16 protein-coding genes are annotated in these 23636 nt (G+C 46.2%); 9 read left to right on the forward strand and 7 right to left on the reverse strand.

All coding sequences use genetic code 11. The annotated features are described in order from the left end of the window. Positions 1-58 precede the first annotated feature (58 nt). Complete coding sequence (locus tag Q1A08_RS12020; protein ID WP_299773203.1) at positions 59-850, reverse strand: HAMP domain-containing sensor histidine kinase; 792 nt, start codon at positions 848-850, stop codon at positions 59-61. A gap of 426 nt (positions 851-1276) precedes the next feature. Between Q1A08_RS12020 and Q1A08_RS12025 the strand changes: the two genes are divergently transcribed. After that, positions 1277-3163, forward strand: a complete 1887-nt coding sequence (locus tag Q1A08_RS12025) for an AMP-binding protein (protein WP_299773205.1) — start codon at positions 1277-1279, stop codon at positions 3161-3163. Positions 3164-3385: 222 nt separating this feature from the next. Then, positions 3386-5515, forward strand: a complete 2130-nt coding sequence (locus tag Q1A08_RS12030; protein WP_299773207.1) for a TonB-dependent receptor — start codon at positions 3386-3388, stop codon at positions 5513-5515. Positions 5516-5626: 111 nt separating this feature from the next. Here the strand turns inward: Q1A08_RS12030 and Q1A08_RS12035 are convergent, their stop codons facing one another. From Q1A08_RS12035 to Q1A08_RS12045, 3 genes are all read right to left on the reverse strand, one after another. Continuing rightward, the gene (locus tag Q1A08_RS12035) at positions 5627-7003 is read right to left on the reverse strand and encodes a GntP family permease (protein WP_299773208.1); all 1377 of its coding nucleotides are present in this window, start codon (positions 7001-7003) and stop codon (positions 5627-5629) included. Positions 7004-7210: 207 nt separating this feature from the next. Next, the gene (locus tag Q1A08_RS12040) at positions 7211-7822 is read right to left on the reverse strand and encodes a response regulator (protein ID WP_299773210.1); all 612 of its coding nucleotides are present in this window, start codon (positions 7820-7822) and stop codon (positions 7211-7213) included. A gap of 4 nt (positions 7823-7826) precedes the next feature. Continuing rightward, complete coding sequence (locus Q1A08_RS12045; RefSeq protein WP_299773211.1) at positions 7827-9353, reverse strand: PAS domain-containing sensor histidine kinase; 1527 nt, start codon at positions 9351-9353, stop codon at positions 7827-7829. 230 nt (positions 9354-9583) lie between these two features. Here Q1A08_RS12045 and Q1A08_RS12050 point away from each other — a divergent pair, with 230 nt between their 5' ends. The 4 genes from Q1A08_RS12050 (at position 9584) to Q1A08_RS12065 (ending at position 14182) form a co-directional block, all read left to right on the forward strand. Then, entirely contained in the window at positions 9584-11494 is a 1911-nt protein-coding gene (locus Q1A08_RS12050) for a TonB-dependent receptor (protein WP_299773213.1), read from the forward strand. Positions 11495-11586: 92 nt separating this feature from the next. Next, positions 11587-12240, forward strand: a complete 654-nt coding sequence (locus Q1A08_RS12055) for a response regulator transcription factor (protein WP_299773215.1) — start codon at positions 11587-11589, stop codon at positions 12238-12240. Next, a complete protein-coding gene (locus tag Q1A08_RS12060) occupies positions 12233-13594 on the forward strand; it encodes a sensor histidine kinase (RefSeq protein ID WP_299773217.1) in 1362 nt (453 codons plus the stop codon). The genes Q1A08_RS12055 and Q1A08_RS12060 overlap by 8 nt, the downstream gene beginning before the upstream one ends. 42 nt (positions 13595-13636) lie before the next feature. Beyond that, positions 13637-14182 carry a hypothetical protein gene (locus Q1A08_RS12065; protein WP_299773219.1) on the forward strand — a complete coding sequence of 182 codons (546 nt, stop codon included), beginning with the start codon at positions 13637-13639 and terminating at the stop codon, positions 14180-14182. 152 nt (positions 14183-14334) lie between these two features. On the opposite strand, the gene acnA is transcribed toward Q1A08_RS12065, so the two are convergent. Further along, on the reverse strand, positions 14335-17052 hold the full coding sequence (gene acnA, locus Q1A08_RS12070; protein ID WP_299773221.1) for an aconitate hydratase AcnA: 2718 nt from the start codon (positions 17050-17052) through the stop codon (positions 14335-14337). A 510-nt stretch (positions 17053-17562) separates the two neighbouring features. Between acnA and mutS the strand changes: the two genes are divergently transcribed. From mutS to Q1A08_RS12085, 3 genes are all read left to right on the forward strand, one after another. Continuing rightward, the gene (gene mutS, locus Q1A08_RS12075; RefSeq protein WP_299773223.1) at positions 17563-20268 is read left to right on the forward strand and encodes a DNA mismatch repair protein MutS; all 2706 of its coding nucleotides are present in this window, start codon (positions 17563-17565) and stop codon (positions 20266-20268) included. A gap of 200 nt (positions 20269-20468) precedes the next feature. Beyond that, positions 20469-20792, forward strand: a complete 324-nt coding sequence (gene fdxA / locus Q1A08_RS12080) for a ferredoxin FdxA (protein WP_299773225.1) — start codon at positions 20469-20471, stop codon at positions 20790-20792. Between the two features lie 138 nt (positions 20793-20930). Next, on the forward strand, positions 20931-21473 hold the full coding sequence (locus Q1A08_RS12085) for a phosphoglycerate mutase family protein (protein WP_299773227.1): 543 nt from the start codon (positions 20931-20933) through the stop codon (positions 21471-21473). Positions 21474-21593: 120 nt separating this feature from the next. Here the strand turns inward: Q1A08_RS12085 and rpoS are convergent, their stop codons facing one another. Continuing rightward, positions 21594-22547 (reverse strand): RNA polymerase sigma factor RpoS, encoded by a 954-nt coding sequence (rpoS, locus tag Q1A08_RS12090; RefSeq protein WP_299773229.1) that lies wholly within the window; start codon positions 22545-22547, stop codon positions 21594-21596. A gap of 144 nt (positions 22548-22691) precedes the next feature. After that, on the reverse strand, positions 22692-23528 hold the full coding sequence (locus tag Q1A08_RS12095; protein WP_299773231.1) for a peptidoglycan DD-metalloendopeptidase family protein: 837 nt from the start codon (positions 23526-23528) through the stop codon (positions 22692-22694). Positions 23529-23636 lie beyond the last annotated feature (108 nt).

Raw genomic sequence — 23636 nt, forward strand, 5'->3', positions numbered from 1 at the left:
TGCTGCAAGTGCTTTATTGGTTAAGGACAGGATTTACTCAAATCGATCAATTGTCAGCCTAGACCAGGCTGGGTAAAAACAAGCTAAAACAGGTACCTTGCCCTTCTTCTGAGCTGAGGGACAGCTCCCCATTTAAAGTAGACTCAATCAGCTCACGAACAATACCAAGCCCAAGGCCACTGCCGCCTTGCTCTTTGGCGGTTGTAAAATATCGATCAAAAACCTTTTGCTGCAGCTCAGCCGACATCCCTCGTCCGTTATCGCTAAGCTCAATCCTTAGCCCTTCTCTAGCTGAGTTTTCAGTCAGAGCGCGGAGGCTAATAGTTAGAGGAGTACCTGGGATACGGGCATGCTGTATAGCATTCATAATCAAGTTGCTCAGCACTTGGGTCAGAGCACCTGGACAGCTTTGCAGTAGCAAAGATGCATCGCAATCTATCTTTAGCTCAGCCTCGGCTTGCTTCAATGCAAGCGCAAAGCTCATCTGCAACTGTTTAAAGTACGGCAGCAACTCGATAACACGTGCCTGCTCTTGCGCTTGATCGATTGCCACTTGCTTGAAACTATCCATTAAGGCGCTTGCGCGCTGAGTATTGGACTGCAGAATTTGCGCGGATTCGGAGACCAAATCAAAGAAGGCTTCAAGACTTTGCTGAGTCATTTTGCCAGCTTGGTATTCTGCTTTTATGCTCTCCACTTTCAGCTGAAGGTGTGAAGACGCTGTTACGGCGATACCAATCGGAGTCTTCACCTCATGACCCACTGTGGCAAGCAAACGCGCCAACTCTTCGGCTTTTTGTTCAGCGATATGCAAACGGGTCAAAAGTTGAGAATCCGATTCTGTACTCATTAATGTACCAGCAAAATTCAACGAAAAAGCTCTATTGAGAAACCAAGTATTGGCTTATTGTTATCATTCTCTAATAGCCCCAAAAGATAAACAAGCATAAAAAGTGTGGGAAAAACAATATCTTATTGCTTAGGAAAACAGTTTTTATCCACCCAGAATTACCAAGCCATATTTAAAGCCGTCTCTAAGAGCATTTATATTAGCTTAGCTGAGATTTCAGTCGTGAATCTAAGATATGTCTCTTTTCCCCTCGAAAAAGGGAAATTTCTGACAATTTCCGCCCAGACAAGCCCTTAACTATTCACAAAATAGGCTAGATTGATTTATATTTAATAAAAATAGGTATTAATACCTATAAGAATCTAAATCTAATAAATTGAGCGGAAGCTTAACTGTCAGTCTAATAACACGATAAAGCGATGTCCTATGAATAAACCTGTGCTGAATTCTATTGCCGAAGTCCAAGCCTATGAGCAGACAGCAATCGAAGAACGATTCAATTTAAACACCAATGTTTACCAAGCTCTTTTAAGCAAGGCTGCCGAGCACCCCGAACGAGAAGCCTTTATTTATCTACCTGACATCGATATCCCCACAAAGCAATGCACCGTAAGCTACGGTGAATTCGCCAAGCAGCTCAATCAAACGGCACATTTTTATCAATCTTTAGGCCTTCAATCTGAAGAATCAGTGGTCTTACTGCTTCCTCTGTTAGCTGACAGCCAAGCCCTGCTTTGGGCAGCCGAAGCAGCGGGCCGTGCTTGCTCTATTAATGGTTTTCTAGAAGCCCACCATATCGCTAACATCATTAAAGCCAGTAAAGCACGCATCGTGGTCTGCCCTGGCCCCAGTTATCAGGATGGTATTTGGGAAAAACTGGAATCTATTCGCCCCGAACTGAGTGACGATATTGTCTTTGTCACTCTCGGCGACGACAAAGGCGATTACCAATATCCACAGGCTATCGCCGATATGCCAACAAACCCGATTGAGCGAGATATTGCCCCCCAAGATATTGCCGCCTACTTTCACACAGGTGGCACGACAGGTGAACCTAAACTCGCCATGCACAGCCACTTTAATCACCTTGCGCAAGCCTATACCGTTGATACCCTGTTAGCTAATGGACGCGAGCATAGTCGTGTTGCCTTAGGCATGCCCATTTTTCATGTGCTGGGTGCACTCATCGTAAGCCTTCGCAACCTGTTAGTGGGTAATACCATTTGCATGTTCCATCACATGGGTTTTCGACATAAAAAGGCGACAGAGAATTTCTGGCAAATTATCGAGGCGATGAAAATCAATGACGTCAATGCTGTGCCCACTATTTACTCGGCCCTAGTCGATCTACCGGTCGGTGACAGAGATATTAGCAGTTTGCAACGGATGTACACCGGTGCATCTCCAGGCTCCTTGGATCAGTCTTTAAAAATTAAGGAAATGTGTGGCCAAATGCCCCTCAATGGTTTTGGCATGACTGAAATGTGCGGCGTGGTTTCCTGCTACCCGAATCAGGATATTGTCGACGGTTACGCTGCGGGCTTAAGAGTGCCCTATATGGAAGTGAAAACCATCGAGGTGGACGACGAATATAATTATATTCGAGATTGCAATAACGGTGAGTCTGGCCTATTAGTATTCGCTGGGCCTACCGTGATGCAAGGCTATCTGAATCAAAGTCATAACAGTTCCAGCTTCATCAAAAATATGCCCGATGGTAGAAAGTGGTTAAACTCAGGTGATCTCGGCCATGTTGATAAAAAAGGCTTATTTTGGATTAATGGGCGCGCCAAGGATTTGATTATCCGAGGCGGGCATAATATCGACCCGATCATTATTGAAGATGCATTTTACACTCATGATTCTGTAGAAACCGCTGCTGCAGTTGCGCAACCCGATGCTTACACCATCGAGATGCCTGCCGCTTATGTATGCCTGAAGCCTAGCCACAACGTTAACGTAGAAGAACTACTTGAACACGCCCAAAAGAATATTCCCGAGCGCGCGGCTATCCCCAAAAATATTCATATCATTGACGAGATGCCAGTAACGGCGGTGGGTAAAATTTTTAAACCGGCCTTGATGTGCCACTCAATTGAGTACGTTTATCAACATCAAATTCAGCTATTACTTAAAAAGGAAAATATCAGCGACATCAGTGCTGAAGTTAAAGCTTATTGTGATAAAAACAAGGGCACCTATGCGGAGCTCCATGTTCGATGCTGCGAAGCGGACCAGGCACAAGCCGAAACTTTAATTCGCCAGGCCTTAAATAAACAACCGATTGCCTACACCCTTTTATTTACGAAGTAAACGTGAAATAAAAACGCCTTTACAAACACCAACGTTCAACCACCAGGCAGAAAGCAAGCAACTTGCTTGGTTTCTGCTATTTTCGCCATATCGCACCCCTTAATGTAAAAATACGTAATAACCCCTATTTTTTCTTGACAGCTTGAGAGCTGTCTGAAAAACTGCATCCTACTTAATAAGTATTTTTACTCACTGATAAAAAAAATAAGCGGAGAGAACACCATGTCACTCAAGACCTCCCCAAGTGCTCTATTCACAGCGATTTGCCTTAGCACTAGCCTTAGTTCAGCGGCCCTAGCCCAAGGCACTTTGGAAGAAGTTGTGGTTACAGCTCAAAAACGAGAAACCAACCTGCAAGAAACCCCGATTTCTGTAGCCGCCTTTGATGCTGAGGCGCTATCAAAAGGCAATATTAGTGAAATCGGCGAGATCGCTCAGCGCGCGCCAGGTTTAGCAATGGGCCAATTTAATGCCGGTCAGCCACAAATTTATATCCGCGGTATCGGCTCAAATGAAGAAGGCCCGGGTGGCGACTCTTCGGTCGTTGTGTATGTAGATGACGTTTATATGGGCCGCGCCTCTGGTGCCAGCATGGAACTGTTCGATCTTGAGCGTGTAGAAGTCTTGCGTGGGCCTCAGGGCACACTATTTGGCAAGAACGCCTCAGGTGGCGCCATCAATATCGTTACCAAAATGCCTAGCGACGAGTTTACCGCCAAAGTGCGTGCCGGTGTGGGTAACCTAAGCCAGCGCAGCATAGATGCCTACATAAGTGGACCACTAAGCGATAGCGTGGCCGCCAGCTTTTCTATTTCGGATATAGAACGTGACGGTCATATTGAAAATGTTGTCACAGGTAACGATCTTTCCAATAAAAACACCACCGCTGTTCGCGGGCGATTACGCTGGGATATCAACGATCAAGCCAATATCGTTTTTTCAGCTGACTACTCCAATGATTTTGGTAATGGTGTAGGCCGTAAGCCACGCGGTTTAACCACTACTCGCCTAGCCAATACCTCACCGTTTGACCAAACCGTTGGCGATCACTACAAAGTTGCCATTGATGAAGACGGCAAACAAGATCGTGAACTCTGGGGCGGCAGCGTACGCTTTAATTGGAGCAATGACGACGTAGACTTCCTTTCGATCTCCTCATATCGCAACAACAACTGGGCAGAAGATACTGAGATCGTCGGCGCGCAAAATATTCCAGAAGCGCTACTGGTTTTGTTTAATGATGTCGTTGAAGACGGTGATCAGTTCAGTCAAGAATTCCGTCTTTCTGGCTCTAGTGAAAATATCAATCACTGGGTAATTGGCGCATTTTATTCTAATGAGCAAACCAATCGCGTCGAAGAATTCCAGGTTAGACGTCTACCTGTTGATTACACCGAAGTAGAAGCCGATGTAACCAGTTACGCTATATTTGGTGAGCTGAACTACCAATTACAAGACAACTTAGACTTAACCTTAGGCGCACGTTTTTCTCGTGATGAAAAAGATATTCGAGCGATCGGGCGAGGCATTATTTTGGTTAACGAAGACTTCGATGTTAGCGCTGGCGACAGCTGGTCGGAACCGACCTACAAGGCTGTACTGTCTTACCATGTGAATGACTCCGCGATGATCTATGGTTCTGTTGCTACAGGCTATAAGAGTGGCGGCTACCAAGGTCAGCCAGACAGCCCACAAATCGCCACCACAGCGTTTAATCCTGAAAAAGCTTTGTCTTATGAAGTGGGCGTAAAAGCCGATTTACTGGATGACACCTTGCGAGCCAACGTATCCATCTTCCATTCGGGTTTTGAAGATTACCAAGAGTTATTAACCCTAGACGTTGATGGCTTACCAGTATCCGTTACCCAAAATGCCGCTGAAGTTACTTCGAAGGGCATCGAGTTTGATCTAACCTGGATTCCAGTCGAGAACCTCACTCTGACAGCCAGCGGTGCCTATATTGAATCGACTTATGATGACTACATTCAAGATAGCAGCGTAATCGGTAACTACACTCGTAACGCTCCTAAAAAATCCTACGCCTTAGCCGCCGCTTATGAAGTGCCATTAGGCGATGTATCCAGCTTGGAATTCCGTGCTGATTATCGACATAAAGACGAAGCCTTTCAGGATCCACAGAATACGCCTTATGCATCAATCCCGGCTTACGACTTAATTGACGGAAGCGTAATCTACAATGTTGACGATAGCTTGAGCTTCACACTATGGGGCAAAAACTTGGCCGACGAAGAGTACCTAGTGCATTCATTCGCTTTTGGTAGCATCCTTACTGCGCCTTCCATTAGCGGTATGCCACGTACCTACGGCTTATCGGTCACTAAAAACTTTTAATCGTTAGTCCTCGCATCCTGTATGCAACTGGGCGTATCGCGGCGCCCACTTTTAGGCGCCCTATCGGGCGCTTTTTTTGTTTTTGCCGAGTTGCTATTTATGCCCAGTCAATCATATAAAACTGGCAATCCCAATAACCGACAAGGTAGCGATAATAGGTATAACTACCGTAATCACCGCAATATCTTTGTATACCTGCTTATGGTTCAAGCCGGTAATGGTCAACATCGCCACCACAGCACCGCTATGTGGTAGGGAATCCAAGCCGCCACTGGCCATGGCTGCTAAACGATGCAAGGTGCCCGCATCAAAGCCCATGGCTAAGAAATGTGGCGCCATGGTTTCCATAAATATCTGTAAGCCTCCTGAAGCCGACCCCACAATTCCCGACATCAAACTGATCGAGAAAAACATCGACAGCATTGGCGGCAATGAGGAATTGAGCATTAACTCAGAGAATTGATTAAAACCTACTGTGCTGGTAACCACGCCACCAAAGCCAATGACTGCCGCCGTATTAATCAGCGGCATAATGGAATCTTCAGCACCAGCACCTAGTAACTGCAAAGATCTATTACGAACATTGGAAAACAGCAAAAGGGTTACCACGCTCCCCACCGCAAGGGATATGCTCGGCCACAGAACCGCTTGCTTGCTGGCAAATTGCAGCCATAGAGCAAACAGGGTTTCACCCTGCAAGAGGTCTTGCCCCGCCAAGCTTAAGCAGAGCCTTGGCGATACAATCAAGCCCAGCACCACCACCATCGGAATTAAGGCTTTTTGCCAGGAAGCCGAAACCAATGCTCCGCTAGCCTGTATTTGCTTATCGCGCTCATTGGGCTCAAAAACTTCTCCCTTGCTTTGGGCAATTACCCTTTCACGCTTTAGGTACCACATACCTAAAGCAAACATCATTAAGCCGCCCAGCAGACCATAGACAGCACCAGCATAAAGATCCGTTCCCAGTGCCAGTGATGGGATAACATTGTGAATAGAAGGAGTACCAGGCAAGGCCGTCAGAGTAAAGGTGCCACTACCCAATGCCAAAGCAGCACAAAATAGCCGCTTGGGAAGATTAGACTCTTCCAGAAGTTTTAAACCTAAAGGGTACATGGTGAATATCACTACAAAAACCACCACACCGCCATAGGTTAGCAAAGCACAAGCTAACACCGTGATCCACAGGGCTCTTTGTGCCCCCAAGCAACGGCTCAAGCTCAACGCAATCGCTGAAGCGGCGCCACTCTCGCCCATGACTCGGCCAAACATTGCACCACAAGCAAATAGCAAAAAGAATTTGCCGGCAAAGGTAAAAGCACCCAATTTTCCGAGCGGATAAAAGACCGTAAAACTTTCCGCAACGGGTAGCTGATTACTCAGCACCACCATTAGAGAACAGATGAGTGAAGCCAAAATAATATTCACTCCACGCAGTGCTAGGTAAATGAGTAAGGCCACACTGGCGATTAAACCGATATAGGCGAGCATATGAACATCCTGCTTAGTGTTAGATTGCTATGATCGTATAGGCAAAGGAATATTGCCCCAGTAAATGATCAAGTTCTGAATACTTTACGCCACTGCTAGAAATGACAATTTTCATTCAGAAATCACATCTATTACTTTGTAGAAAGTCGTCCCAATACGGGCATGCAGCTATAACAAAGGGGATGGGTAGCTACTAGCTAAAGTGCTCTATAGCAAGCTAGCAGTCTGAAGCTGCTCATGAACTTGGCTTAACTCAACCGCGTTTTTAACTTCCATTTTCTTTAACACACGCAAACGATGTATTTCTAGGGTGCGTACACTGATGCCTAAATCTTCAGCCATTTCCTTATTGGATTTGCCCTGTACAATCAACTTGTAAACGTCACGCTCACGACCGCTTAAGCTATGCCAAAGCGCATTATATTGAGATTTTCTCTTTAGCAGTTTTTCTTCTTGACGTGCAAACTTCATAGCTCGTTTAATCTTTTTGATCAGCTCTTCACCATTAAATGGCTTCTCTATAAAATCTAAGGCGCCGTTTTGCATAGCTTTTACAGCTAAAGGCACATCACCGTGCCCGGTTAAAACAATAACTGGTAAAGCCAACTCCTTTTGCTGCAGCTTAGCCTGAAGATCTAAACCACTAATACCACCCATTCTGATATCCAGTAGCAAGCAGCCGGTGCCACCATCATAGCTTTCTAGGAACTCTTCAGCGCTCGCAAACTCTTGGCTTGGGATATCTACACCATTTAACAACCAAACCAAAGACTCTCTAAACCCTTTATCATCATCAACAATATAGGCATTTGTCGCCATGAGATTAAACCTTCTCTTCCTGTAGTATTTGTTTGTGCTGCAACGGCACAGCTTGTTTGGGTAAGGTTAAATACAGAGCTGCTCCGGGCAAACCATCAGCCCGAGACTCCATCCAAACCTGCCCTGAATTTGCCTCTGCAATTGATTTGCACATAGATAAACCAATCCCTAAACCCTGATCCTTGGAGGAATAATAAGCCTCAAAAACCTGCTCTGTATTGGGTAGCGGAGCTCGACAATTGTCGATCACTGATAAGCGCCACGAGTCACCATCTTCAAGCACTGAGATTGAAAGATTTTTGATCTTCTGTGTGGATTCTTCCAAGCTCTCACCAGCATTGATTACCAAGTTGGTCAGTAATTGCTCTATCTGGACTTTATCAGCCCGCACCCAAGCCTGCTCTGCGTAGTCTTCAAACAACTCAATATTACGCTGCTCTAGCTCCGGGTTTAATACCTGCATCAAATTCTGGCAACAATCACCCAAGTTAAAATTTACATCTTGGTAAGAGGTCTTATTTACCAAGCTACGCACTCGCCGAATGACATTTGCCGCTCGCTCGGCCTGTGTCGATATCGCTTGTAAAGCTTGCTCAGATACCTGTTCTTTCTGAGCACCTTTCTTATTTAAGCGAGTTAATGCACCGTGGCAAAAATTAATAATTGCTGCGATCGGCTGGTTTAGCTCATGAGCAATACTAGCGCCTAATTCACTAGCCGACATCAAGCGCTGAAATTTAAGCAGCTTTTTACGATGCCCCATCACCTCAGCTTCAGCGCGGCGCTGCTCACTAACATCTCGAGCAATCATGGAAAAATAGTTTCCATCAATATGATCATGATAAATAAGTTCGTGGATCAACACCTGCTGGTAACCATCAAACCAACTAAAACCTATCTGCCCTTTCCAGTGCCCCTCCGCGCGTGCCACATCGACAGCTCGACGAAAGGCCTGTCGATCCATACCAGGCAATAGATCGTAAAGCATTCCCACCTCCCCGCAATCAGCAATGTCAAAATAATGCATGGCCGAACGATTGGCGTAACTTAGCTTATAATCGGGGGAGAAAAATAAGATTAAATCTGAGGATGATTCAACCACTTTGACTAAGCGTTGATTTAGCTGCTCAGTACGTACCTGTTGAGAAACATCGCGAGTGACACATAACAGTCCTTGAATTTCCCCGCTTTGTTTATCGCGTATGGCACGGCGCGCACATTCTACGTAAATATAATGCCCGTTTTTATGACGCATGCGAAAACGCATCGGCATATTCGATTGCACTGGGCCGCGTTGGTCACAGTTCTTTAAGCACAACTCAACATCATCTGGGTGCCAGAAATCAAAAGTACTCAGCCCAAGCATTTCCTCTTTGCTATAGCCCAACACTTCCGTCACAGCCGGGTTAACACTGGTATGTATCCAGTTGTCCCAGGTGTGGGTCGATATCATATCTCGAGAGTACTTAGCGGCAAGCTGGTACTGTTCCAGTTCACTTAGTACCACGTTAGCCGAGTGACCAGTATTCATACATTAATCCACGCGCATCGTGTTATAGCCCACCCCAAAGCGGTTGATTTTTGGACAATAAATTTATACGTAATTGCACCTAGTACAACATTATCACGCTAAGCCTCCTTCAACCAGCCAGCTAAGTCGCCATATAGCGACTACTAGCTTTGTAAAATTTGTAAATCTGCTGGCTTTCATTCAACAACGTAATGATAATCGATATCATTACCATTAATAGTGAGAGAGCAATGCGTTTACCTGCCCATCCATCCAAGGCCTTAGCACTGGCCATCACATTGGCCAGCCAAGGCTTATACGCCGAGGAAATGGAAGTTATTGAAGTCGAAGGTCATCGCTTAAACGGTGTCAGCATCGTCGATTTGACCGACATACAGAAAAAGCAAGCCAATGACCTTGAAGATATCTTTAGGGATCAACCAAGTATTACGGTCGGAGGATCTTTTGGTATTGCCCAAAAGATCTATGTCCGCGGTATCGAAGATACCAACCTCAATGTAAGTGTTGATGGCGCGACTCAGGCTGGCTATTTATTCCACCATCAAGGTCGCTTATCTATTGAGCCAGAGCTACTTAAGCAGGCTGAACTTAAGGCAGGTGCTGGCACAGCACTTGACGGCCCTGGAGCACTCGGGGGCGCCATCCGCTTTGAAACAAAAGATGCTGAGGATTTACTTCGCCCAGGGGAAGACTTTGGTGCCCTAATCAAAACCGGCTATTACAGTAATACCGAAGGCTATAAAGCGAGTCTAAACCTATATGGGCGCATCAATGATAATTGGAGTGGGCTGCTAATTTTAGGCCGCAACGACACCAATGAAATCGAAGACGGGCGCGGCAACACCTTAGCCAATACCAGCACCGAGCAAGAGCTTGGGCTATTGAAGCTAAACGGCGAAATTGTCGAGGGCCATAAAATTAGCTTGAGCCATGAAAGGCGTTACGATGATGGTCGACGTAATCTGCGACCGCACTTCTACGATGCACCTTGGAACCAAACCACCGATCAAGTTAGTCGTCGTGAAACAACCACCGTTAATTACGAACACGATTCACAAAGCGATCTAATCGACTTAAAAATCAGCGCATTTAAAACCGATAACTACCTCAACCAACGCGACCCAAGCTTTGATGAAGGCGCCGGCGTGGAAAGTTATGGCTTGAATATTCGTAATAGCAGCCAAGTAGGTGGCCACCAGTTAACCTACGGTATGGAATACCGCGATGATAGGGGTTATTACATTAACCCGAACATTGAAGAAGATGCTAAAGTCTACGGCTTGTATGTTCAGGACCTATTCGAACTTAACGATACCATAAGCATCAGTTATGGCTTGCGCTACGATCGATACAGTTTAGATGATGTTGATCAGCAAAGTTTCTCTGCCAGCGGCTTTAGCCCGAATGCCAATATCGAATACAAATTGGATGACGCTTGGTCTGTTCGTTTGGGCTACTCGACAGCTCTACGAGGCCAAAAAATTAAGGAAGCCTACTTAATTGGTTTTCGTGCAAACCACCCAGATCTGAAAGAAGAGAAGGCCAACAACTCAGAGATATCGCTACAGTACCAAGGCGACAGTGTGCGTGGCAGTCTCGAAGTATATCGTAGTGAAATTGAAGATGTTGTTGGCACAGTAGGTACTCGAGCGACCGGTCGCTTCTTTGGGAATGCTGGCAACCTAGTGACAAAAGGCTTCGCTTTGCATATTGCCAAGAGCTGGTCACAGGCCGAACTGAGCATGAGTTACTCGCGAAACGAACCTGAGCTTGATGGCCAACCACTAGATGATGGAAACCTGGGTATTGGCACCTCTTTTGGCGACACACTGGTCATTAACGCTAATTATCGTTTCCCGGACCAAAACCTAGAGTTAGGCTGGAGCGGTCGATTTGTTCAAGAAATGGATGATGTCCAAGAAGACTATATACCCAAACCAGCATTCAATACCCAAGACGTTTACCTCGAATGGCTACCGATGGGAGATGAGCAGCTATCTGTAAATCTGACCGTCAGCAACGCCTTAGATAAATACTATCTCGACCATGGCACCTTTGGCTACGACCCGGATTCACAGCGAACCATTGGTTTGCCTGAGCCTGGACGAGACATGCGCTTGACACTTGCCTACAAGTTCTAGATTCTCCTCCGTAGGATACTTGCCCGGCCATGCCGGGCTTTTTTGATTTGGTTCTCGGTAGTTTTTATATTTTTACAGCTAGAAACACGCTTATGCCTCGCCACATTCTCATCATTGAAGACGATAGCAAACTCAATCAATTATTGTGTGCCATGTTGGAAGAGCAAGGATTTCTATGCAGCTCATGTCTTGACGGCAAACAAGGTCTTGAAGCTATTCGACAGCAGGCTTTCGATCTAATTTTACTCGATGTGATGCTGCCAAAAATTAACGGCCTACAAGTCCTAAGCCAACTGCGAGAGCTGTGTGAAACACCGGTTATCCTTCTTACCGCACTAGGCGCCGAGCAAGACAGAATCGAAGGCTTTAAAACAGGCGCTGACGACTACCTCACCAAACCCTTCAGCACAGAGGAGCTTCTTCTTAGAATTGAAGCTATTTTACGAAGAACAAGCAACCACAGCGATAGCAATAGCCACTCCATGCAGATCGATCACTCTCTGCGTGAGAAATTACAACTAACCCCTATTGAAAACCAGATAGTCAACGTACTACTAGATAACTTTGAACAGACACTGAGCAAGCCACTACTTTATCGACATGCTCTACAAAAGAGCTTTAATCAATACGACCGCTCTTTAGATATGCACATCAGTAAAATAAGAAAAAAACTATTTGCCTTAGATGATTGCAAAATTGCCGTACAGACTGTTCATGGAAAGGGCTATAGGCTACACCGTGTTTAAACTTAGATTATTCGGAAAAATCAATCTTTGCGTTGCGGTTTTTATCACGGCTTTTTATTGGTTATTGACGGAAGTGAACAATGCTGCGGAAACCCAGTTTAGCTACATTGCTGAAAAACATATTAAGCAACTAAAAGAGTTGGCCACACAGGCCAACACCATCGTCAATTCAGGAGACCGAGAAAAGCTACAACACTGGAAAGATCAACTCAGTCAAAAAGAAAATACGCTGGTCGCGGTGATTCATGTCGACATCAAAGATACAGTTGCAACACAATGGGATAGCACACCCTATGACGGCGGTTATTTTGGCCGTCCAATACAGTACCCAATACATCTCTATCATTCCGAGAACCCCTTAATGGATATCCCACTGGCAACGAAGGGCTACCATTTACTCATCAGATTGCCGCAACGAATGCGACCGGGGGCCTTTTGGAATGAGCTCTATTTCATCAGTCGTACATTTTTACCGATTATCTTTGCCATGCTAGTCAGCTATGTACTATACCGCTATCTATTGTCCCCTATTCAAAAGCTAGAGCGAGCCACTAGACGCTATGCAGAAGGAGACTTTGGCACCAAAATTTATCCCAAAGTGGCTCACCGTCAGGACGAAATTTCCGATTTAGCAAACAGCTTTGATGATATGGGTGAAAAAGTATCGGAAGCGATTGCTCAACAGCGCCAGCTCATTCAGGACATTTCCCACGAGCTACGCACTCCTCTGGCGAGAATCCAACTAAGTCTCGACAGCCATCAAAGGGATGAAGTTATCACGCGCGTCGAAGCTGAAGTACAAGTCATGAAAAAGCTAGTCGAAGGAGCTCTAACACTTGCTTGGTTAGAAAACGAGAAGCCAACTCTTAATAAGGATACGGTAGATCTCGCTCCACTCATTGAAAGCATTGTAGAGGACGCCAGATTTGAATTTCCAAAACACTCAATCATTTATCATCTCAATACAGTAGACCCACTGAAAAACAGTAGCCATTTAGCTCTATCGCAGTCCATTGAGAACATCATTCGAAATGCCTGCAAGTACACTCCGAGTGACAAGCAAATAGAAGTAAGATTACGACAAGATAATGAGCAACTCGTCATTGAGATTAACGATCAGGGTCCGGGCATACCCGAAAGTCAACTCGACAATATATTTAAACCCTTTTTTCGTCTAGAAAAGTCTCGTGATCGCTCACAAGGTGGGTTCGGCTTAGGTCTCGCTTTGTGCAAACGCCAGATAGAAGCCTGCGGAGGAACGCTTAGCGCTCAAAATAGAATGCCCAATGGCTTAAAAATGAAAATTAGTTTGCCTAAATGTAAAAAACGTAAATCGCTTAGCCAAACAAATTAACTAATAATAAAATCACTGCTTTTACTGGAAAACACAAAAGCAATGAAATCAAAAAGTCGTCTTCTTTGGATGAAGTGGCACGCTTACCTAGCCTGTTTCTTTTTACCTCTTATGCTGCTGTACACGGTAACCGGAACCTTATACATGCTCGATTTTCATGGCAGCAACAGCAATGAAATTAGTATACCGCTAAAAAAGGTAAATAGCTGGCCCACTAAAGAGGCAGAAGCACTGGAGTTTACACGCCAGCATCTACCCAGTGAATATGGCGAAATCAGCGGCCGCTATTTCAGCTTTAGTGAAGGACATAGCTGGTACAGCTTCAAACGAGAGATTTTGCTTCTTCCCCAAAAGCAAGCAATTGAAATTCATCAACATGGCTGGTGGAAACAATTAATCATGATCCACAAAGGCCATGCCCATATAGGCTTTTGGGTATTAGGAATAGCCTTGGGCTTGAGCCTATTATTTAGTTTGATTAGCGGTGTGGTTTTGGCTTATAGCAATCCAAGATACCGCACAATGGCAAACCGTTACATGGCCTTTGGAGCCGCACTTACTTTAATTCTCTTTTTTGTACCGCTATAGAGCGAACTAGAGCTTTCTACCTTCAATAAAAAAGCGGCAATAAATGCCGCTTTTTTTATGTTTAAAACGCTATTCACCTAGCTCGATTGGGCTACTAAAACTTCAAGCCCCTAAAGGCAACAGTTTCAGCAGCCGCAGCCAACACCACCAAATCAAGAGTTTGCGGCGATAATATCTCGTAAAACCATCGGCAAGATGCCCTTGTGGTGAATTTGATCCAGCTCCGATGAGGTATCAACACGGGAGCTCAATTCCAACTCCTGTGTTGTACCATCTGCTCTGCGAATAGTGAGCGAGACTGCTCCTCTAGGCTCTAAAGAATCAATGCCGTTTAAATCGAAGGTTTCTGAACCATCAAGGTTTAAAGAAGCTCTAGTCACACCCTCTGGGAGCTGCAGTGGTAAAACACCCATTCCAACGAGGTTAGATTTATGAATTCGCTCAAAACTCTCAGCTATTATCGCTTTCACTCCAAGTAAAGCAGGACCTTTTGCAGCCCAATCACGAGAAGAGCCAGTACCATATAACTTACCGCCAAAAACCACGGTTGCCGTACCTTCTTCACGATAGCGCGCGGCGGCATCGTAAATAGACATCTCTGTGGATTCTTGATCAACAGAAAAGTGCTTTGTTACCGCACCCGTTGTACCTGGCAGCATCAGATTTCTAGCTTTCACATTGCCGAAAATACTGCGCAACATTACGTGGTGATTACCTCGGCGCGCGCCCAATGAGGTTAAATCCTCTTCAGCGACACCTTGCGACATTAAGTATTCACCAGGAGGTGAATCGGCACGTATACGACTTACTGGAGAGATATGATCTGTCGTGGTGTTGTCATCACACATAACCAGCATGCGCGCTGCCGAAATATTGCTAAGAGCATCTGTCGGCGCTTCTAGACAAAAGTCATCAAAGAAAGAAATTTCCTGGATGTAGGTGGAATCGGCAGCCCAGTCATAAACGGGGCCAGTAGGTGATTCTAGATTCTGCCAAGTTGTCGGGCCGTCTAGGGAGTTCTCATAAGTTTCTCTAAAGGCTTTCGGGTCCATACACTCCAGCATAGTCTGCGCAATTTCTGCATTGGAGGGCCAGATATCCTTGAGGTATACATCATCGCCTTTGGCATTTTTGCCAAGTGGCTGGCTGCTCACATCGATGTTTACATTACCAACCAACGCCATTGCCACCACCAAGGGCGGTGACATTAAAAAGTTCGCATCAACATCAGGGTGAACACGCCCTTCAAAGTTACGGTTACCCGATAGTACGGATGCAGCAATAATATCGTGCTTTTGCAAAGCCTCTTCAATACTTGGTGCCAAGGGCCCAGAGTTACCCACACAAGTCGTACAACCATAGCCTGCGGTATTAAAGCCGAGCGCATCTAAATGCTTTTGCAGTCCAGCTTTGCTTAAAAAATCCGTTGCCACTGGTGACCCTGGAGCCAAGGATGTTTTTACCCCGTCAGGCACTTTCATTCCAAGCTCATTGGCTTTTTTAGCAAGTAAACCAGCAGCAATAAGAAGACTAGGGTTTGAAGTGTTGGTGCAAGCGGTAATGGCCGCAATAACAATATCGCCATCTTTCAATTTGCGCTCAGGAAGCGCCGTTAAAATACCCGCATCATCTGCCTTCATTGGCGTAACCGTTGCCACTTCAGGAGTGCGCTCAGCTTGAGCGGCTGTTTTTGTAAATACTTTTCCAATATCAGCAAGCGACAATCTATCTTGGGGCTTTTTCGGCCCAGCGACAGAAGGCTCAACCGTCGACAAATCCAGTTGTAAAAGATCGGTGTATTTGGGTAGCGCCTGGCCTGGCTTCCAGACCATATTCTGTTCTCGATAAAAGGCCAGCGGAAATTCGCTATCACGACCCGTTGCTTCTAGGTATTGTGCGGAGATTTCATCGAAAGGGAAAAAGCCCATTGTCGCACCGTATTCTGGGGACATATTGGCAATCGTCGCACGATCAGGCAATGAAAGGTTGGCGCTCCCTTCTCCGATATATTCAACAAATTTACCAACCACACCGCCAGGATAATTCCTGAGCATTTCAGTAATGGTCAACACCAAATCAGTGGCGGTTACACCTTCTCTTAGCGCGCCAGTCAGCTCAACACCGACCACCTCTGGGGCCAACATTTGCATCGGCTGTCCAAGCATTGAAGCGCCCGCTTCAATGCCACCTACTCCCCAACCTACGATCCCCAAAGCGTTTGCCATAGGTGTATGGCTGTCCATACCGATTAAGGTATCAGGCACAGTCAAACCGTTAATGTTTAAATAACCTTGTGCCAAATATTCCAAATTTACTTGGTGCACGATACCAGTTTGAGGAGGAATAATTCGAATGGTCTGAAAAGCTTGTGCTCCCCACTTCAAAAATCCATAACGCTCTTTATTGCGCTCGGCTTCCAGCTCGCCATTAATTCTCAATGAAGCAGGGCTGCCGGTATTATCCATCGTCACGGTATGATCAATAACAAGATCTGCACGCACTAATGGCTCAATAATCGCTGGATCCAGCCCCATGCGCTGCACAGCCGAACGCATCGCCGCAAAATCGACAATAGCGGGTGTACCACTTAAGTCATGCATGATGACACGGCCAGCAGCGAAAGGAATTTCAACGGGTTTTTTGCCCTGATGCTCCGGCCAGTTTCCAAGAGCTTGTACCTGTTCTGCAGTTACCCCATTTTGCCCCACATTTCGGGCAATCCCTTCCAAGATAGGGCGCAGCGAGAATGGTAATTCATCAAGATTGATTCCGAACAACTCAGCGGTAGCCGGCAAGCTATGGTAACGGTGTTCGGTGCCTGGGATAGTTTTTATGGAATTGGATGGATCGAAATCTATGGGGCTAATCATAATTTATATCTTTCGCAGAGAGGACATGGGTATATCAACAATCTTTAGCAAGAGGCTTTCTAAACTCAGGCGCTAAATAAGCTCGGGGCAAATCAGCCGCCAATACATCTACTTTCAAGGCCTCTTCAATTCGGGTGCCGCTATCCTGAACTTATATGACATAGCTACACACTTACAAATTGTCGACAATCTTAACCTCAAAACCTATCAAATCAAGTTATTTAGTATTTTAAGGTCAAATCTGTAAACAATCCTATGAATTCAAACAGCTACCTGTATGTTTTTCATGCAGACCTCAAAAGTGGTTCAAGCCAGTCACGAGACGCCACTCATTTCACTGCCTGCAAGCTCGCCCCTGCTTTACTGATAGTGGTTTAGATGCACATTTGTTATGCTGCGCTGCTAACAATTTACTGTCTTTCTTAGCTCTTCGCGATACGTACTGCGCGAAAATAAAACCTGCTCTGAAAAACATAAACGATTGATTTACTTAGATTAAAAGCTGTTTTAATGACCAAAAGTACCTCTAAAGCCTCTGCTTCAAAAACCACCCACACCCCTATGATGCAACAGTACTTAAAAATTAAGGCTGAGCATCCCAATGAGCTAGTGTTTTATCGCATGGGTGATTTCTATGAGTTGTTTTATGACGACGCCAAAAAAGCGGCTCGCTTATTAGATGTAACTTTGACGGCCAGAGGGAAATCCGGTGGTGAGCCCATCCCTATGGCCGGGATTCCTTTCCACGCGGCAGACAACTACTTAGCTAAGATTGTGCGTGCCGGCGAGTCGGTCGCTATCTGTGAGCAGGTTGGCGACCCGGCGACCAGTAAAGGGCCTGTTGAACGCAAAGTCATGCGTATTGTCACCCCCGGCACCATTAGCGATGAAGCGCTTTTAGATGGCAGCCAGGACAACTTACTCGTTGCAATTCACGCTGAAGCTAATGAAGAGCGCAGCGCATTTAACTACGGCATCGCCGCACTGGATATAGGCGCGGGTCGCTTTTGGGTGCTACAAGTCGAAGGCGATGATGCCTTACAAGGCGAGATACAGCGCTTAAACCCCGCAGAGCTCCTAGTCGCTGAAGAACTAGCCGATAGCCCACTTTGGGGCCAGCGCCCAGGTTTACGCCGTCGTGCGCCTTGGGAGTTTGAGCTGGAAACCGCCGAGCGTCTATTAAATCAGCAGTTTGAAACCAAAGATTTAAGCGGTTTCGGCTGTAGCCACTTACCCTTGGCCATTGCCGCAGCGGGTTGCCTATTCGCTTACGCCCAGGAAACCCAGCGCACCGCCCTCCCCCATATACGATCCATTCGAGCGGAAGACCGCGACCAAGCCGTAGCTATGGACGCCTCTACCCGTAAAAACCTTGAGCTCGATTGCAATCTTAATGGTGAGCAAGACAACACCCTTTATGAGGTGCTGAATCAAACTGGCACCGCCATGGGTGGCCGATTACTGCGTCGCTGGCTGCACCGTCCGCTGCGTGATCTAGAAACTCTTGAGCAACGCCAAGAAGTGATTGCCCAGTTGCAGGACGGCTATCGCTACGAGCTCTTACAACAACAGTTGAAAAATATTGGTGATTTAGAACGAATCCTCGGCCGTGTCGCATTACGCTCTGCTCGCCCGAGAGACCTTTCTCGTCTACTCAGCTCACTGGCTTGCTATCCACAAGTCCAACAGCAGCTCAATGAATTAAATGCTCCCAGAGTTAAAGCGTTAAGCAGTCAAATAGCCGAATTTCCTGACTTAGTCGCGCTGTTAGATAAAGCCGTTGTTGAAAACCCGCCGGTTGTTATTCGCGATGGCGGCGTGATTGCCGAAGGCTACGACGCTGAGCTCGACGAGTTACGCAATATCAGCAATAACGCTGGGCAATTCCTAATCGATCTTGAAACTCAAGAACGCGAACGCACCGGTATCGCCACGTTAAAAGTTGGCTACAATCGCGTGCATGGTTATTTTATTGAAATTTCAAAAGCACAAGCCGAAGCGGCACCGGCTGAATATATTCGCCGTCAAACACTAAAAAATGCCGAGCGTTTTATTACCCCAGAATTAAAAGAATTTGAAGATAAAGCTCTGTCTGCTAAATCTCGCGCACTGACGCGTGAAAAAGCGCTTTATGAAGAACTTGTAGAAATTATTAATAAAGACCTTCTGCCACTGCAGGACTCTGCAGCAGCCGTTGCTGAATTAGATGTGTTGAATAACCTAGCCGAACGCGCCGATCAACTTAGCTTGGTGCGCCCCCAGTTGCACACTGAAAACGGTATCAACATTGAACAAGGGCGCCACCCAGTTGTAGAACAAGTACTTGATGGCCCGTTTGTGCCAAACGATGTGAATTTTCATCAAGGCCGCCGAATGCTGATTGTTACCGGCCCTAATATGGGCGGTAAATCGACTTATATGCGCCAAACTGCATTGATTGTTTTACTGGCCCAGATTGGTAGCTTTGTGCCTGCGCAAGCAGCTAGCATCGGTTTGGTCGATAAAATATTTACCCGTATTGGCTCCTCCGATGACTTGGCCGGTGGCCGCTCTACCTTTATGGTGGAAATGACAGAAACCGCCAACATCCTACACAATGCTACCGAACACAGCTTGGTGTTAATGGATGAAATCGGTCGAGGCACATCTACTTTTGATGGCTTGTCGCTAGCTTGGGCTTGCGCTCAACACTTAGCAAATTCTGTACGCGCATTTACTTTATTTGCGACTCACTATTTCGAAGTCACTCAGCTGCCCGAAACCGCAAGCAGTGTTGCCAATGTGCATTTATCGGCAACCGAACATAACGACAATATTATTTTCCTCCACAATATTGAAGAAGGCCCTGCCAGCCAGAGTTATGGTATTCAGGTTGCCAAACTGGCCGGTATTCCTGCCGCGGTTTTATCTGAGGCGAAATCTCAACTCGCCGCATTAGAAGCCGACGCTAATCACCAGCTTCAAAACCACAGCAGCGCGCCGGCCAGCGATTTCAATTCAGCGGATACAAATGAAGTGGAAGCAAGTACTGCAACAAGCTCAGTTGCAGCAAGCTCAGCTACATCAAAGCCTGCTGCAGCAAGTGACGATCCTATGCAATCAGATATGTTTGCTAGCAATCACGCCGCAGTAGATGCCTTAGGAGATATAGAGCCTGATAACTTGACACCTCGCGAAGCCTTGGACGCCTTGTATCGATTAAAAAACATGTTATAAAGTGTTCAAAGAAAGCTGTTAAATCTAAGTGATTCTTAGTACGCAAAAAAATGCCTTGTTCTGAATCAACTAGATCAAATGTGTCTATAATTAGACCGAATTGAACCAACAAAGCGCGACAAAATACTGCTAAAATGCGCGCCGATTTGTAAAAAGGCCAATAAGAGCCGGATTAGCCTAAGCAAAATTAAGGAGCTAGCATGACATTTATCGTTGCCGACAACTGTGTGAAATGTAAACACACAGATTGCGTTGAAGTCTGCCCGGTAGACTGCTTTTATGAAGGCCCAAACTTTTTGGTAATTCACCCAGACGAGTGCATTGATTGCGCCCTGTGTGAGCCTGAGTGTCCAGCAGACGCCATCTTCTCTGAAGATGAAGTACCAGAAGGTCAAGAGGTATACGTAGAGCTTAATGCAGAATTGGCCGAAGTCTGGCCAAACATCACCGAGAAGAAAGATGCTCCAGCGGATGCTGAAGAGTGGGACGGTGTTGAAAACAAGCTGCAATATCTAGAACGCTAATTGTTTTCAAAAAAACCGGGAGTCGGGGCCAAGCGTTTTGCATGGGTTCTGACTTCCGGTTTTTTTATGCCTGAATTTTTATGGCAAACTACCCGCTACCAATTTTCACCCCCAGTATAAATATTAAGGACTGTATAAATGAGTAAGATTATTTTAGTTCGCCACGGTCAAGCAGCGGCCAGATGGGGAGAAGAAACCGACCCGGGATTAAGTGAGCTAGGCTTTGAACAAGCCACCAATATCCGTCAATCACTCACCCCCTACCAAAGTTATAAAGTGCTCAGTAGCCCCAAAGCGAGAGCCATCGAAACAGCGCAGACAGCCTTGCCTGAAGCTCAGGTAGAGATTGACCCACGATTTACTGAAATCCCTTCTGGTGATCGCAGCCTGGCCGAACGTGGGCCTTGGTTGAAGCAGATTTTTAGGCAAAGTTGGACAGAGCAGGAAGATCAAGTAACACAGTGGCGAGCGGATATTGTGCGGGCTCTTAGCCAGCAACCCCAAGACGCCATCGTGTTCTGTCATTTTGTAGTGATTAATGCCGTAGTTGCTGCTGCTCGTGATAATGAGCGAGTGATGCAGTGTCGACCGGATTACTGTTCTATTTGGGAGTTTGATTGTTCTGCAGGCGGTATTACTTTGCTTTCTGAAGGGCTCGAGGATCACAGTTTGGTGCTTTGATCAGGGGTCAGATCCTTGATCAGGGGTCAGATCCCAAGGGATCTGACCCCATTTCGTTGTTGGCATAAAAAAAGCCGCTCAAGAGCGGCTTTCAAGACGGTTACCTAGGAGTTTTAAAAGCTATCCTAGGGAGCCAAACAGGGCTTCTGAATTTAAGCCTTGCTGCTCTAAAATACCACGTAGTCGCTTAAGAGCTTCTACTTGAATTTGTCGAACACGCTCTCTAGTTAAGCCAATCTCGCGACCTACCTCTTCTAGCGTACTGGTTTCGTGGCCGCGCAAGCCAAAGCGGCGCGCAACAACTTCACGTTGCTTTTCAGTCAGTTCATCCAACCAAGAATCTAGGTTCTGATGCAGGTCGCTGTTTTGTAGCAACATTGATGGGTCCGATACATGCTGATCTGGGATTGTCTCAGATAAGGTCTTCTCGGAACTCGGCCCCACAGGGTTATCGATCGAAGTAACTCGCTCGTTCAAGCCCAGCATCTTTTCGACATCCGCTACTGGCTTATCAAGCAGCTTGGCGATCTCTTCTGGGCTAGGCTCATGATCTAGCTTCTGAGTCAGCTCTCGTGCTGCCCGAAGATAAACATTCAGTTCTTTCACCACATGAATCGGCAAGCGAATGGTGCGCGTCTGGTTCATGATGGCGCGCTCAATGGTCTGTCGAATCCACCAAGTCGCGTAGGTAGAGAAGCGGAAACCGCGCTCTGGATCGAACTTTTCTACAGCTCGAATCAGGCCAAGGTTGCCTTCCTCAATCAAATCTAACAGCGCTAAACCGCGGCTAACGTAGCGGCGAGCGATCTTAACTACTAAGCGAAGGTTACTTTCAATCATTCGCTTACGTGCCGCCTCATCACCTTTAAGAGCGAGTCGCGAGAAGTACACCTCTTCTTCTGCGCTCAAAAGTGGAGAAAAACCAATCTCGTTGAGATACAACTGGGTAGCATCAAAGGTCTTATTGTCACGCTCATCTGCTGGCAGGCTGGTTAAAGCCTCCCCTTCACTCGAACTTGCGACTGATTGCAACTCTGCTTTACCAACATGTGTTTCTTGATTATGGACTGCCATGTCGATACCTGTACCTTATATCTGATTTAGTATTTGTGGAATTCTTCTTCCACTCCTAAGACTCTGCATTACTCCCTTCCTGGGTAGCTAGCATTGCCACTGTGTCGCTCGGCAATGCTGGTCTTTACCTCTCCAAGTAACCCCTTAACGCTTGGGTAAATAACTTAAAGGGTTAACTGATTTGCCGTCTTTTCGAATCTCGAAGTGCAACTTCATTCGATTAGCACCACTTGATCCTATGTCGGCAATTCTCTGCCCGGCTTTAACGATATCGCCTTCTTTTACTCGCAATTTATTATTGTGGGCATAGGCACTGAGGTATTGCTCATTGTGTTTGATGATCAATAACAAGCCATAGCCACGCAATCCATTGCCTGCGTAAACCACACGGCCCGCAGCGGCAGAGACCACAGGCTCTCCCAAATTACCGGCAATATCAATACCCTTGTTTAAGCCGTTTGGCCCACTGAAGCGGGTGAGTAAGCGGCCTTTCGCCGGCCACTGCCAAGAAACCCGGCCAACCGTCGCTGTATTGCTTTTCTTAGTGGACTTGGGCTGTGTTTTTGTTTTTGAACGCGGCTTAACGGCGGCACCTGAATTAGCCTTAGGGGTCGCTTTCTTCTTCTTGGGAGTTATGACAGGTTGTTTAACCTTAGTTTTCGAGGGGGTTTTTGAGGACAAAGTGCTTGATCTGGCAACGGATTTTGGCACCTTAGAGCTCAGGTTGTCTGTCCAAAGCGATAATTTTTGACCGGGGTAAATCGTGTAGGGGCTTGATAAACCGTTGCGTTGCGCTATGGCCTTCACCGTAAGACCGTATCGCCAGGCGATTGTATACAATGTTTCGCCCTTGCTAACTAGGTGATTTTCGATTCGTTGACTAGGCGGTTGTTTTCTTTCTTGAACAGGGGCAATATGCCCACCTGTTGAGCAGGCAAGCAAAAGCAGAGTGATCAATATATTGAACAGCCCCAACTTCACGGCTCTTCCCCTCCTAACGCAAAAGTTGTGATTTACTTCACTAAGAGCAGCACAACTCTTTCCAATTATTATGATTTTCTGTGATTAAACAGTTAGATCAATAACAAA

Origin of the sequence: uncultured Pseudoteredinibacter sp. (genome assembly GCF_947500695.1) — a bacterium.
In the GTDB taxonomy this organism is placed as follows: Bacteria; Pseudomonadota; Gammaproteobacteria; order Pseudomonadales; family Cellvibrionaceae; genus Pseudoteredinibacter.

Bases quoted from the DNA above. Each gene is read 5' to 3' on its own strand.
- Q1A08_RS12055 (WP_299773215.1), top strand. From the start codon at position 11,587: ATGCCTCGCCACATTCTCATCATTGAAGACGATAGCAAACTCAATCAA.
- fdxA (WP_299773225.1), top strand. From the start codon at position 20,469: ATGACATTTATCGTTGCCGACAACTGTGTGAAATGTAAACACACAGAT.
- acnA (WP_299773221.1), bottom strand. From the start codon at position 17,052: ATGATTAGCCCCATAGATTTCGATCCATCCAATTCCATAAAAACTATC.
- Q1A08_RS12035 (WP_299773208.1), bottom strand. From the start codon at position 7,003: ATGCTCGCCTATATCGGTTTAATCGCCAGTGTGGCCTTACTCATTTAC.
- Q1A08_RS12085 (WP_299773227.1), top strand. From the start codon at position 20,931: ATGAGTAAGATTATTTTAGTTCGCCACGGTCAAGCAGCGGCCAGATGG.
- Q1A08_RS12050 (WP_299773213.1), top strand. From the start codon at position 9,584: ATGCGTTTACCTGCCCATCCATCCAAGGCCTTAGCACTGGCCATCACA.
- Q1A08_RS12020 (WP_299773203.1), bottom strand. From the start codon at position 850: ATGAGTACAGAATCGGATTCTCAACTTTTGACCCGTTTGCATATCGCT.
- mutS (WP_299773223.1), top strand. From the start codon at position 17,563: ATGACCAAAAGTACCTCTAAAGCCTCTGCTTCAAAAACCACCCACACC.
- rpoS (WP_299773229.1), bottom strand. From the start codon at position 22,547: ATGGCAGTCCATAATCAAGAAACACATGTTGGTAAAGCAGAGTTGCAA.
- Q1A08_RS12025 (WP_299773205.1), top strand. From the start codon at position 1,277: ATGAATAAACCTGTGCTGAATTCTATTGCCGAAGTCCAAGCCTATGAG.
- Q1A08_RS12030 (WP_299773207.1), top strand. From the start codon at position 3,386: ATGTCACTCAAGACCTCCCCAAGTGCTCTATTCACAGCGATTTGCCTT.
- Q1A08_RS12065 (WP_299773219.1), top strand. From the start codon at position 13,637: ATGAAATCAAAAAGTCGTCTTCTTTGGATGAAGTGGCACGCTTACCTA.
- Q1A08_RS12040 (WP_299773210.1), bottom strand. From the start codon at position 7,822: ATGGCGACAAATGCCTATATTGTTGATGATGATAAAGGGTTTAGAGAG.
- Q1A08_RS12045 (WP_299773211.1), bottom strand. From the start codon at position 9,353: ATGAATACTGGTCACTCGGCTAACGTGGTACTAAGTGAACTGGAACAG.